The 13491-nt window shown below is 58.3% G+C and carries 10 protein-coding genes; 3 read left to right on the top strand and 7 right to left on the bottom strand.

All coding sequences use genetic code 11. The annotated features are described in order from the left end of the window. Positions 1–6 precede the first annotated feature (6 nt). From tldD to HVA01_RS06240, 7 genes are all read right to left on the bottom strand, one after another. Positions 7–1458, bottom strand: coding sequence for a metalloprotease TldD (tldD, locus tag HVA01_RS06210; protein ID WP_146873994.1), 1452 nt, complete (start codon positions 1456–1458; stop codon positions 7–9). Further along, entirely contained in the window at positions 1455–5303 is a 3849-nt protein-coding gene (locus tag HVA01_RS06215; RefSeq protein WP_146873996.1) for a YhdP family phospholipid transporter, read from the bottom strand. Before HVA01_RS06215 ends, tldD begins: the two co-directional genes overlap by 4 nt. 3 nt (positions 5304–5306) lie before the next feature. Next, the gene (rng, locus tag HVA01_RS06220; RefSeq protein WP_146873998.1) at positions 5307–6770 is read right to left on the bottom strand and encodes a ribonuclease G; all 1464 of its coding nucleotides are present in this window, start codon (positions 6768–6770) and stop codon (positions 5307–5309) included. 69 nt (positions 6771–6839) lie between these two features. Then, a complete protein-coding gene (locus HVA01_RS06225; RefSeq protein ID WP_146874000.1) occupies positions 6840–7421 on the bottom strand; it encodes a Maf family protein in 582 nt (193 codons plus the stop codon). Then, positions 7418–7906 carry a rod shape-determining protein MreD gene (gene mreD, locus HVA01_RS06230; protein WP_146874002.1) on the bottom strand — a complete coding sequence of 163 codons (489 nt, stop codon included), beginning with the start codon at positions 7904–7906 and terminating at the stop codon, positions 7418–7420. The genes HVA01_RS06225 and mreD overlap by 4 nt, the downstream gene beginning before the upstream one ends. Next, positions 7906–8877 carry a rod shape-determining protein MreC gene (gene mreC, locus HVA01_RS06235; protein ID WP_146874004.1) on the bottom strand — a complete coding sequence of 324 codons (972 nt, stop codon included), beginning with the start codon at positions 8875–8877 and terminating at the stop codon, positions 7906–7908. Before mreC ends, mreD begins: the two co-directional genes overlap by 1 nt. Before the next feature lie 24 nt (positions 8878–8901). Beyond that, positions 8902–9939 carry a rod shape-determining protein gene (locus tag HVA01_RS06240; RefSeq protein WP_146874007.1) on the bottom strand — a complete coding sequence of 346 codons (1038 nt, stop codon included), beginning with the start codon at positions 9937–9939 and terminating at the stop codon, positions 8902–8904. 229 nt (positions 9940–10168) lie between these two features. Between HVA01_RS06240 and gatC the strand changes: the two genes are divergently transcribed. From gatC to gatB, 3 genes are all read left to right on the top strand, one after another. Beyond that, positions 10169–10456: an Asp-tRNA(Asn)/Glu-tRNA(Gln) amidotransferase subunit GatC gene (gene gatC, locus HVA01_RS06245; RefSeq protein ID WP_146874009.1), complete on the top strand. Its 288-nt coding sequence runs from the start codon at positions 10169–10171 to the stop codon at positions 10454–10456. 85 nt (positions 10457–10541) lie between these two features. Beyond that, positions 10542–12002, top strand: coding sequence for an Asp-tRNA(Asn)/Glu-tRNA(Gln) amidotransferase subunit GatA (gatA, locus tag HVA01_RS06250; RefSeq protein WP_146874011.1), 1461 nt, complete (start codon positions 10542–10544; stop codon positions 12000–12002). Then, complete coding sequence (gatB, locus tag HVA01_RS06255) at positions 12002–13456, top strand: Asp-tRNA(Asn)/Glu-tRNA(Gln) amidotransferase subunit GatB (protein ID WP_146874013.1); 1455 nt, start codon at positions 12002–12004, stop codon at positions 13454–13456. The genes gatA and gatB overlap by 1 nt, the downstream gene beginning before the upstream one ends. The last annotated feature ends 35 nt before the right edge of the window (positions 13457–13491 follow it).

Below are 13491 nucleotides of genomic sequence, written 5' to 3' on the forward strand. Positions count from 1 at the left end.
CGTTCTTTAAGATTGCGTGCCGCCGACGGTCAGTTCATCCAGTTTCAGGGTGGGCTGACCGACACCCACCGGCACGCCCTGCCCCTCTTTACCGCACACGCCAATCCCGGTATCCAGCGCCATATCGTGACCAATCATGGATACCCGCCCCATCGCTTCCGGCCCGTTGCCAATCAGCGTGGCGCCTTTCACTGGCGCGGTCACTTTACCGTCTTCAATCAGGTAGGCTTCGCTGGCAGAAAACACGAACTTGCCAGACGTAATGTCTACCTGTCCGCCGCCAAAGCTCACTGCGTAAATGCCGCGCTTAACGCTTTTGATAATATCGCTGGGCTCGTCTTGCCCGGCGAGCATAACGGTATTGGTCATGCGTGGCATCGGTAAGTGGGCAAACGACTCACGGCGGGCATTACCAGTGGGCGCCATGCCCATCAAGCGCGCATTGAGCTTGTCCTGCATGTAGCCGGTTAAAATGCCGTCTTCGATCAACGGCGTGTATTGGCCCGGCGTGCCCTCGTCGTCCACGCTCATGGAGCCACGGCAATCTGCCAAGGTGGCATCATCCACGACGGTCACCCCTTTAGCGGCGACCCGCTGGCCCATCTGCCCGGCAAAAGCGGAACTGCCCTTACGGTTGAAATCGCCTTCCAGACCATGGCCCACCGCCTCATGGAGCAAAATCCCCGGCCACCCGGACGCTAGCACCACCGGCATTTGCCCAGCAGGCGCATCAATGGCTTCAAGATTAACCAACGCTTGGCGTACGGCTTCTTTGGCATACTGCTCCGCGACATTTTCATCGCGTAGTCGAGCCATCGAATAACGGCCACCACCGCCGGCGCTGCCGCGCTCACGGCGGCCATTTTTAACCGCGATCACGCTGACATTAAAACGCACCAGGGGGCGAATATCCGCCGCTAGCGTGCCATCGCTGGCGCGCACCAGCACCACCTCATAGGTGCCTGATAAAGAAGCGCTCACCTGGCTGATACTGGGGTCTGCGGCGCGCGCCACGCGGTCGGCCTGTTGGAGCATGGCGACTTTCTCATCCGCGCTTAGCCCCGCCAACGGATCAACCCCGACATAGCGTGATAGCGCAGACACCGAGTGAACCACTTGCCCCGGCAAGCGCTTGCCACTGCGCACAATACCCGCTGCGGTGCGGCCGGTATCGATAAGCGCATCGGCAGTAATTTGGTTGGAGTAGGCAAAGCCGGTTTTTTCACCGGCGAGAGAGCGTACGCCGACACCGCCGTCGATGTTATAGCTGGCCTCTTTGACCTCGCCATCTTCGAGTACCCAGCCTTCCTGCCAGGTACGCTGGAAGTAGAGATCGGCGTAATCAATGCCCGCGCCCATGGCGTAGTCCAAGCCGGTTTCTAGCGCGTCTAAATCCAGTCCACCGGGGGTTAACAAAATGGCAGCAGCCGTATCTACATCACTTTTATATGCGGTCATTGGGGGCCTTCTAAAGTAACCTGCGGCGAGGTCCAAGGGCCTCGCACGCGATAATGGAGTGTCGTGGCGCGATCTAGCGCGTCGCCAAACAGCTGGTCGGCGATGAACAGCGCGCCGCCCACAATGGGCGCACCAACGGCAATCGCCGCGATAGGCAAACTCTGCGTCACTGGCAGTGTGACGCCAAGCCGTTGGTCGAGTTCACGCGAAACAAGGTCTGCGCTGCCGGTAAGCGTTAGAGTGGTGGCCGGGGCGTCAATTTGCAATGGGCCACGTAGCGTCAATCGTCCACCGGTCACGTCCGCAATACCCTTGACCCGGTCGAATGCCGTTCCTCGCCCGGTGACATCGGAAAAGTCTAGGCGTAGGCGGCGTAAAATATTATCGAAATTCAGTAGGCCAATTAACCGTGCCGGTGCGGACTCCAGGGTTAAAAAGCGCCCATCGCGAATATCGGTACGAATAGAGCCGTCGGCGCGGCTTAAATCCAACTGCCAGGGGGCGCCCGGCCAGTCGAGATCGGCATCCACATCGGTGCTGCGGCTGCGCATGACCACGGGTTGCTCAAGGCGCTCCAGCGCCGTGCCTAGATCCCCGCCTAGAATGGATATATTCGCGCGGGTATGACTGGTTGCCAAATTCCCCTCCCAGTATAGCTCACCCCGCGCGGAGAGCTCTCCGATGGTCAGCCCCACCGGGGTCAACGAAAAGCGTTGCCCGCTGGTTTGCCAATACGCGGTTAAGGGCCCAAAGCGGCGCTGGCCCATGGCAATTTCGGCTATCCGCAGGCGCCCGTCGGGCACATCGGCCAGCCAATTAGGCATTGTCGCCGGCGCCTCGCGCTGGGTTTCGACCGATTCTAGCCAGGAGTCGGGGGCTGGCGCGTCGCTGTCATACGCCACGTTGGCTAACCGCAGCAGGCGATCAAGCCCCAATGCTTCAATGGTCATGTCCAACGGCTGCGGTGATTGAACATCGTAGTTTAATCGCCCGGTGAGCAAATTACCGCTTAGCGCCATATCAATCAGGCCGGGGTTAATGTCGCCGGTCGCGCCAAGACTGCCCAAGCACGCGTTTTGGTAAACCACGCAGGGGGTGGTTAGTGACACCGCTAGCGGCATTTGGCCCTCGCTGCCCTGTGATGGTACACCTGCCGCCATTAGCGGCTTAATCGCCTGCTGCCAGGCTAGCGGGTCCAAGCGCGGCACAGCCGCATCGAGGCTAATCCCCGGCTGGGCGGGCCAGGCGGGCAAACGCTGCGCTTGGCTGCCTAACGTGAGCGCCCCGGCGAAAGCGCCATCGCGCTGCTGGAGTCGGGCAGAGGCAATATTAGCCAGTTGACTCTCAATACGCCCAGCGGCGATATCCGCCGTCAAGACCCAAGGCCATGGCTGCTGCGCCGATTTGGCAAAGGGGTCGGGCAAATGGCTGGTGACCCCCAGCAAACGACTCTCCAGTCGCAGGGAAGGCGTGGGCAGTAGGTCGACATCGCCTTGCCACTGCAGCTGGCCTTCCAGCGGCAGGCGCCCTTGGCTAGCGTCTAACCCAGCCAGGCCGAAAAGCGCGCCGGTGGCGACATTGCCCCGTAGCCGTATGTGATCGCGCAGTGTATCAATATCCGCATTAATCTCGCCCCCCAACAGTCGGCCACTGGCACTGCCCACTAACCCACCACGCTCACCGTTCTGCAGCCAGGCTAGGTCGCCCTCTACCGACCGAAGGGCTAGATCCAGCGGCAGATAGACCACCTCAGAAAAACGCGGCCGCGCATTGACTTCCAACTGCAGAGCCTCGGGGGCTTCCAATGGCAACGCCAGCGATATGTCGCCATTAACGTCGCCCGTTAGCCGCAAATCACTAAGTGGCGAAAGGTCAACATCGGGCATTGCCTGTAAAAAAGACCTTAGCGAGGCGCCGTCGCCCGCTAGCTGTCCAGACAGATTAAGCGTTTCATCCGCCATCACCAGCGCGCCCTGGGAAGCGGTAATGCCATGGCTTTGCGCATGGTCTATCTCGGCTTTTAGCACTCTGTTCTGCCATTTCAGGCGGCCTTCAACCTCATCGAGGCGCGGCCAGCCTGGGGCAATCGGCAAATGTCCCTGGGTAATCGCCAACGCCAGCGTTGCGGTCAAATCGTCGGCGGTGGCGCCGCTGCCTAACGGCTGGCTGAGCTGCAAAGAGCCATCGCTGACATAACCGCCAATATCATTGAGCAGCCATTCACGCAGCTCGTCGTCTATCACCTTTAACGGCAGCCACTGGGCCAGCGGGCGTTCTAGTGCATCGACGTCGCTAAATTCAAGGTCTAAGCCTAAATGCCCTCGCTGGTTACCCGCCACTAAACCGAACCCCCCTGACACCTGCGCGCCGTCCCAGTCAGCGCTGAGTCGTTTGCCGCTCACCATGGTATTGGGGCCGTCATACACCCATTCAACTTCCCCTGCGGCGCGCCGCAGCTGCATGGGCACGGCAAAAAATTGCGGGAAGTAGAGGGTGCTGTCGCCATTGCTGCTAAACAGCACGCGGCCCCGTAAATCCCGCGCCTGTACCCAGGCGTCCAACGGGCCTCCCCCTGGCGCCTGCTGCCAAGGCGACACTTCCAAACCGGTTATCGCCGCATTGACGCCCCAGTGACCATCTTGCTGCCCCACGTGCAACCCCTGAACCTGCCCGCGAGGTGCTAGCGTCTGTAAGACCCGTGTCACCGACTCGGGTAGCAGCACATAGTCGCGCCAGGCGGTAAGCGATGCCAATTCAAAGGCACTGGTGCGCATTTCCCAGTTTCCCGGCTGATGGGTCGCGTGCCAGTGGCGCGGTAACGCGGGCCCAACGTTGCCCCCAGCGGGCTGCGCCCATTCGACGCTATCGGCATCGCCGCTTAGCCAGGCTTCGCCGCCTTCACCGTCGCGCTGCCACAAGCCGTTGGCCTCAATATCTGTTAACACCGCGTACTGCACTTGATGGCGCAGCGTTAGCTGGGGAATATCAACCGCCATACGCGCTTCGTCAAGGCGGGCTGAGCGCCATCGCCCCCAAAGCCGTGCACTGCCACCGGCCTGCTCTAAATAGGCCGCATGATCAGGCCGGAACATATCGGCCAGCACCACTAACTGGTCAAGCTGGATATCCAACTGCAAGGCAGCCGAAAAGTCCCTAAAGCCATGCTGCCCAGGTTGCATCTCAACCTTCATTTCCGCCGCAGGCAGCGCCTGCTCGCGGGCTTGCTCGAGCGATTCGGCGATATTAATGGCCCCTTCTAAGCGCGTGCGCCGCTCATCGCCCGACAGCAATAAGGTTTGGGCATACAACATCACGGTATTGTGCTGGCCGTGGAGCACTACGCGGGTGTCGTTAGCCCATAGGCGCTGGCGTAAAATCAAGCCCGTCCAGTCATCAATAGCGGTCAGGTCCACGTCGGGCTCCGTCGCCAGCAGCGGCAATTCGGCGGGTTCAGGCCATTGCCAAGCCATGCCGCTGCCTTGATAGAGATGAAACGCGGTACCGCTAATCCGTGCATCGCTAAAAATAGGCGCCCGATTGACAAGCGACGCCCAGGTATCCAAACGCAGCGCCATGCGGTCCAACCCAAACAGCGCCTGGCCATCGGCGGTTTCCGCGTTGACCCCTTCCAGGCGTAATAGCAGGTCATTACGGGCAAGCGAAAGCGATAAGCGCTCAATTGTCACTGGCGCGCCGATCCGCGCCTCAAGCAGCGCTTCGATATGGGGGGTGAGGGCGTTGGATTGGCTAATCACCAAGCGGAACAGTAGCAGCAGTACTGCGACACTGCCCAACAACCAGGCAGCGATTAGCCAACTCCAACGCACCAGCGAACGAGTTGCCATGGCTTACATCAGTACGATGTCGTATTGCTCTTGGGAATAGTGCTGCTCAACCTGAAAACGAATGGTTTTATTAATAAACGTTTCCAGGTCGGCCACCGCCGCTGATTCTTCATCCAACAAACGATCAACCACAGACTGCGACGCTAGCACCATGTAAGTCTCAGCACTGTAAGCCCTTTCTTCGCGTAGAATCTCGCGAAAAATTTCGTAGCAAATCGTTTCAGGGGTTTTAAGCGTCCCCCGCCCGCTGCAAGTAGGGCACGCTTCGCAGAGCGTTTGCTCTAAGCTCTCCCGGGTACGCTTACGGGTGAGCTGAACAAGGCCCAACTCGGTCACGCCGGTGCACTTGGTTTTGGCGTGATCGCGCTCCAAGGCTTTTTCCAGCACGCGCAATACTTGCCGTTGATGCTCCACATCGGCCATATCAATAAAGTCGATAATGATAATGCCGCCCAGGTTACGCAACCTAAGCTGGCGGGCAATCGCCGTGGCGGCCTCAAGGTTGGTTTTGAAGATGGTCTCTTCAAGGTTGCGATGGCCGACATAACCACCGGTATTAACATCGATAGTGGTCATGGCCTCGGTGGGGTCAATCACCAGGTACCCACCCGATTTCAGCTGCACCTTACGCCCCAGGGCTTTTTGAATCTCGTCTTCGACGCTATACAGATCAAAGATAGGCCGCTCGCCGGGATAATACTCGATGCGGTCAACCGCGTCGGGCATAAATTCTTCAGCAAATTCGACCAGCTTGACAAAATTCTCCCGCGAGTCGATGCGCACTTTTTCGATATCGTCGCGCATCACATCGCGTAGCGTACGTATAAACAGCGGCAGGTCATCATAAATCACGCTTTGCGGCGTCGCGGTCACTTTGCGCTCGCTCACTTTGCGCCATAGCCGCAGCAGAAAGTGCATATCACCTTTCAGCTCTTCGTCGCCAACGCCTTCCGCCGCCGTGCGGACAATAAACCCACCCGTCACTTCCAGCGTCTGTTCCGCCAGGCTGCTATCCAGCAGGGCTTTTAAACGCTCGCGTTCGCGCTCGTCTTCGATGCGCTGAGAAACGCCGTGGTGCGGCGATTCGGGCATATACACCAAATAGCGGGAAGGAATCGATAAGTGGGTGGTTAAGCGTGCCCCTTTGCTACCGATAGGGTCTTTGGTGGCTTGCACGACCAGTGCCTGGCCCTCGTGAAGCAGTTGGCCGATGGTTTGCTGCTCATCGGGCGGCGTGCTTGGCGGCATGACTTCGTGAGCATGAATAAATGCCGCACGCTCTAAGCCAATATCGACAAAGGCAGCCTGCATGCCAGGCAGTACACGAACCACTTTGCCTTTGTAGATATTGCCTACGATGCCGCGCCGACGGGAACGTTCGATCAGTGCCTCTTGCAACACGCCATTTTCCACCAGCGCAACGCGGGTTTCCATGGGTGTTAAATTGATGAGAACTTCACCGCTCATGCGAAAATCCTTATTGGTTGACGTATTCCTTGCCAGCGTTACAGGCGTCGATGCCTTTCATCCAAAGACTTAGACGCGCTGCCAGATAGGAACCCCCTGTCGGCGCAGCAAGTGCGTCGTCTCAAACAGTGGTAGCCCTACCACTGCAGAGTGACTGCCGTGAATCTGTTGTACAAATATGGCGGCAAATCCCTGTATGGCATAGCCACCGGCCTTATCGACGGGCTCGCCAGTCCGCCAGTAGTCGGCAATTTCCTGTGCGTCGATATCACGCATGGTGACCTGGGTAGCCACGCAGCAGGAAAGCATGCCTTCAGGCCCCTTCACCGCCACGGCGGTAAGCACCTCATGCTGCCTTCCCGAAAGCAGCCGCAGCATTGCTGCGCCCTCATCAAAACCCCCGGGTTTGCCTAGAATACGCCCATTAACGACGACGGCGGTATCTGAACCTAGGGTAGGTAGGTCAGTTAATGGAGCGGCGGCCTCGGCTTTGGCGACGGCTAAACGATGCACATAGGCATCGGCAGGCTCATCGACCAGCGGGGTCTCATCAATATCACAAGGGTGAACCGCGACCGGCACACCAATCGATGCCAGCAAGGCTTTTCGGCGCGGAGAGGCGGACGCTAAGCACAACACAGGCGCGCTCATGAGGCCACCAACCGACGCTCAAGGGCCTGAAACATGGTCGCCAGCCAGGGCCATAGAAAGGCGCTGATCAATGCAGGAATCAAAAAGGCTAAATGAATCGAAAAATCGCCCACAATGGTGCGTAGCCACTGGGCGACCAACTGCATCAAGCCAAGCAACACCAGCACGAGCGCCGACTGCTGTACCAGCGAATAGGCCCGAAAACGGGGATAAACCAGGGCGCATAAGAAAGCTAATAACGCATAAATGAGCGCATGCTGTCCCAGCGCGGTGCCTTCAATCAAATCCATCAGAATGCCCAGCACAAAACCGTGGAAAACGCCGACTCTATCGGGGGTACGCATACACCAATAAATGAGCATAAGCCCCAGCCATTCAGGTCGATAGACTTGCCATCCATCGGCCAGCGGCATGACTTGAAGGCACAGCGCTAAAATAAGGCTAAACCAAACCACCAAGAGCGGAACAGCGGGTGCGCGGGGCATCAGGGCACCTCTTGAGATGATGCGTTTTGTACGGCCAGAGCTCTTTTAAGAGATATGTCAGAATCGGAGAGCTGAAGCGAAGAGCGCAATGCCTCTGCCGAGATATCCAACGTTTCATCCCACGCCTGCTCATCCACTTCCTCTTGCGGGGGCGGAAAAAGCAGCAAAAAGTGACGCGAACGTTGCAGCTGTGCCATCGGTTCAGCCGTTACCCGCGCAAAGGGCTGCCCTGGGTCGTGATAAACTTCCGTCACGCGGGCAACGGGATAACCCGGTGGAAAGCGCCCGGCCAAGCCCGAGGTGGTGAGCAAATCACCCTCGCGGATATCGGCGGTATCGGGCACGTGCATCACATTAACGCTGCTGTAACGCCCCGCCCCCTGGACAATAAAGCGCAGCCCGTTGCGGTTCAATTGAACCGGCAGCGCATGGCTGGCATCCGCCAATAGCAATACACGGCTGGAGTAAGCCGACACCGCGATAATTTGCCCCACTAGCCCAGTCGCATCAATCACCGGCTGGCCTACGTAAGCACCGTTGCGGTGGCCGCGATTAACCACCATTTGATGGCTGAAAGGATCGTTATCCAGCGACAACAGCTCAGCGGTAATAGACGGAATTTCTCGGCGCTCGGCGGCCTTTAGTAAATCACGCAGTTGCTGATTTTCCGCTATCAGATTCGCCATCCGCTGGCCGCGATGAGAAAGGGTGAGAATCTGCTCGCGCAGGCGGCGATTTTCGTCCACCAAGGCCTGTTGATCCGAGAGTGCCAGCGACCCCCAGTTCAATAAGTCACTAGGCACGCTAACGACCCATTGAATGGGGGCAACGACCATCGACATTTGCGCGCGCACTTGTTCCATGCGCGTGAAATGTTCGTCGACAAACATCAAGACACTGGCGGCCAATACGCAGAAAAACAGCCGATAGCCCGGCAGTGGTCCGTGCGAAAACAGCGGTTTAATAGGCAATCCCCCCGCAATTAACCGCTGCGATTAGTCGCTCGACAGTAACTCAAAAGTGTGTTGATCAATCATTTCCAACGCCTTGCCACCGCCGCGCGCGACACAGGTCAACGGGTCTTCGGCAACGATGACCGGCAGCCCTGTCTCTTCAGCAATCAGCTTATCCAGATCGCGCAGTAAAGCGCCGCCGCCGGTTAGCACCAAGCCACGCTCGGCGATATCGGACGCCAGCTCAGGCGGCGATTGCTCTAGCGCACTTTTCACGGCGGCAACAATGGAACCCAGCGTTTCCTGCAGAGCTTCCAAGGTTTCGTGGGAGTTGAGCGTAAAGCTACGCGGAATGCCTTCGGCCAGGTTGCGCCCGCGCACGTCAATTTCACGCAGCTCGCCACCGGGGTAGGCACAACCAATCTCTTCTTTAATGCGCTCGGCCGTTGCCTCGCCAATCAGGCTGCCGTAGTGGCGCCGCACGTAGGCGGTAATGGCTTCGTCGAAGCGGTCGCCGCCTACGCGAATGGACTCGGAGTAGACCACGCCATTGAGTGAGATAATCGCGATTTCAGTGGTACCACCACCAATATCCACGACCATCGACCCCTGCGCTTCCTCAACCGGAAGCCCTGCGCCAATTGCCGCCGCCATGGGCTCTTCTATCAAGAACACCTCGCGGGCACCGGCACCTTCGGCAGACTCGCGAATTGCGCGGCGTTCAACCTGCGTTGACATGCAAGGCACACACACCAGTACACGTGGGCTCGGCGTCAAGAAAGTGCTTTGGTGAACTTTGCGGATAAAATGCTGGAGCATTTGCTCGGTCACGGTGAAGTCGGCGATAACGCCATCCTTCATCGGACGGATCGCGGTAATGTTGCCAGGCGTACGCCCTAACATTCGCTTGGCATCGGTGCCTACCGCAGCAACGCTGCGCATATTGCCTGACTGGCGAATGGCAACCACGGACGGCTCATCAAGCACGATACCGCGACCGCGTACGTAAATCAGTGTATTGGCCGTACCCAGATCGATCGATAGATCGCTGGAAAACAGCCCCCTCAAACGTTTAAACATGGATGTTGTTACCTAGTGCAGACCGGGAACCCTGTGCGGATGCAAACGGTATCACCGCAACCCCCTGGCAGCAAGCACGAGTCGCGCCTAACACTGCCCGTTGAGGCCAAGATGTGGTACCTTTTGCGGCTATTTTCCACGTCTGCTACACAAGACGTTTCTTTGATGTCGGTATGTATACCGCTTAATGTGGAATATGTTCCATCACGTTTGCGAGGAAATCTCGATCATGGCGCTTGAAGACTCTCATGTGCGCCGGGCTGCTCACCTGGCCCGACTCGCCGTCAGCGATGACCAAGCCAGTGGCTTCGTCGACGACCTAAGCCGCATACTGGATATGGTTGATCAGCTGCAAAGCCTTGATACTAAAGGCGTTGCCCCGCTCTCCCATCCGTTAGATGCGACCCAGCGACTGCGCGCCGATGAAGTAACCGAAGCCAATCAGCGCGACGCTTTTCAGCGCTGCGCGCCGGCGGTGGAAAACGGCTTATATCTCGTTCCGCGCGTCGTCGAATAGGGCTGAATGAATCAGCGCGCTTTCGAGTTCACCCGAGCCACACCCATCGGTTCTTTTTTTCGCCCCTGAACGGAGCTTTCGGGTCATGTATGAGAAAACATTAACGCAACTCGCTGCGGCGCTAAAAAGTGGCGAGTTTTCCAGCCGCGAGCTGACCGCGCATTATTTACAGCGCATTGAAAAAGCTGACACCAAGCTGAACAGCTTTATCAGCGTGACCGCTGAGCAGGCACTTCAACAGGCGGAAATAGCCGACAATGCGCGAGCCAATGGCACCGCGGGAACGCTAGCGGGCATCCCTCTGGCGCTAAAAGACATTTTCTGTACCCGTGATGTTAAAACCAGCTGCGGCTCGAAAATGCTGGATAATTTTATCGCCCCCTACGATGCCACGGTGGTTGAAAAACTCAGCGCCGCTGGCACCATCAGCCTGGGCAAAACCAATATGGATGAGTTCGCCATGGGCTCCTCCAACGAAAATAGCTATTACGGTCCGGTCAAAAACCCTTGGGATCTCACTGCGGTGCCCGGCGGCAGCTCAGGCGGCAGTGCGGCGGCGGTAGCGGCGGGTTTAGTACCTGCCGCCATGGGTACCGATACCGGGGGTTCTATTCGTCAGCCCGCGGCGTTTTGTGGCATCACCGGGTTAAAGCCCACCTATGGCCGGGTATCGCGCTTTGGCATCATTGCCTACGCCTCCAGCCTTGACCAAGCCGGGCCGATGGCACGCAGCGCCGAAGATTGCGCTCACCTGCTGGGCGTGATTGCCGGCCACGATGGCCGCGACTCCACCAGCGTTGCCCGCGGTGTGCCCGACTATGTAGAAAGCCTTGATGCCCCGCTCTCGGGCCTTAAAATCGGCCTTCCCAAAGAGTATTTTGGCGATGGCTTAGCCCCTGAAGTCGAAAAAGCCGTCCGCGACGCGGTGAAAGTGTACGAATCCCTGGGCGCCACGGTGCGCGATGTCAGCCTGCCGCACACCCACTACGCGATCCCGGCCTATTATGTCATCGCCCCTGCGGAAGCGTCTTCCAACCTGTCACGCTACGACGGGGTGCGTTTTGGCCACCGCTGCGACAACCCCAGCGATTTGATCGACCTCTACACCCGCTCGCGGGCTGAAGGCTTTGGCGAAGAGGTCAAACGCCGCATCCTGATCGGCACGCACACGCTCTCTGAAGGCTTCTTTGACGCCTACTACACCAAGGCCCAGCAGGTGCGTCGCCTGATCCGCCAAGACTTTCTGGACGCCTTTGAAGACGTCGATGTACTGATGGGTCCCGCCTCGCCCACGCCGGCCTTTGACCTGGGCGCCAAAAAAGACCCGGTATCGATGTACCTGCAGGATATCTACACCATCGCGGTCAACCTGGCCGGCATCCCCGGCATCAGCGTACCGGCGGGTTTTGTCGGCAATCGCCCTGTGGGCCTACAGATTCTGGGCACCCACTTTGCCGAAGCGCAGTTGCTTAACGTCGCGCACCAGTTTCAGCAAGCGACCGACTGGCACTTACAACGCCCTGCCTTTGCCGAGGAGTACGCCTAATGCAATGGGAAACCGTGATTGGGCTTGAAGTCCACGTTCAGCTCGCAACGCATTCAAAGATTTTCTCCGGCGCGTCAACGGCGTTTGGCGCGGAGCCAAACACCCAGGCCTGCGCGGTGGATTTAGGTCTACCCGGCGTGTTGCCGGTGCTTAATGAGCAGGCCGTGGCCATGGCCGTGCAGTTTGGTTTGGCGGTGCATTCGGATATCGCCGAGGTGTCGGTATTTGACCGCAAGAATTACTTTTACCCCGACCTACCCAAAGGCTATCAGACCACTCAGATGTATCACCCCATCGTCGGCCCGGGCGACGTTGAGATCACGCTTGAAGACGGCAGTACCAAGCGTATCCGCATTCATCATGCCCATCTTGAAGAAGATGCCGGCAAGTCGTTGCACGAAGACTTTCACGGCATGACCGGTATCGATTTGAACCGGGCAGGCACACCACTGTTGGAAATCGTCTCCGAGCCGGATATGCGCAACGCCAAAGAAGCCGCCGCGTATCTCAAGGCGATTCACTCGATCGTCACCTACCTGGGCATTTCCGACGGCAATATGGCCGAAGGCTCAATGCGCTGCGATGTCAACGTCTCGGTACGCCACAAAGGGCTGGATGTATTCGGCACCCGCGCCGAGATTAAAAACGTTAACTCGTTTCGCTTTGTCGAGCGCGCGATTGCCTTCGAGGTCGAGCGGCAAATTGAGCTGATCGAAGATGGCGGCAGCGTAGTGCAGGAGACACGCCTGTTCGACCCTGAGCGCGACGAAACCCGCAGCATGCGCACCAAGGAGGAAGCCAACGACTACCGTTACTTCCCCTGCCCCGACCTGCTGCCGGTAGTGCTCGACCAGGCCTACCTGGATCACCTGCGCAGCCAGTTGCCGGAACTACCGGCGGATAAGCGTGCGCGCTTTAAGAACGAGCTTGGCCTGTCTGCTTATGACGCCAACGTGATCTCCGCCAGCCGCGATATGGCCGAGTTCTTTGAGGCGGTGCATAACGAATGCGGCGACGCCAAGCAGGCCGCCAACTGGGTGCAGGGTGAGCTTTCCGGGGCGCTTAACCGTGAAAGCCTGAGCATTGCCAATAGCCCAATTTCGGCGCGCCAGCTTGGCGAACTGATCAGCCGGGTGCTGGACGACACCATTAACGGCAAAGCCGCCAAAGAGGTTTTTCAGGCGCTGTGGAATGGCCAAGGCGAAAGCGCCGATGCGGTCATTGACGCCAAGGGGCTCAGGCAGGTGACCGACACCGGCGCCATTGAAGCGATGATTGATCAGGTCATCGCCGATAGCCCCGCCCAGGTTGCCCAGTACCGCGACGCTGAGCCGGAAAAGCGGGGCAAAATGATCGGCTACTTTGTCGGCCAAGTGATGAAAGCATCGCGTGGCACCGCCAATCCACAGCAGGTGAACGGCTTACTAAAAGAGAAGCTCGACGCGTTGCTGTAAAACCTAAAAAACGGCTGCCTTGGCAGCCGTTTTTT

The organism is Halovibrio variabilis, assembly GCF_007991175.1.
In the GTDB taxonomy this organism is placed as follows: Bacteria; Pseudomonadota; Gammaproteobacteria; order Pseudomonadales; family Halomonadaceae; genus Vreelandella; species Vreelandella variabilis.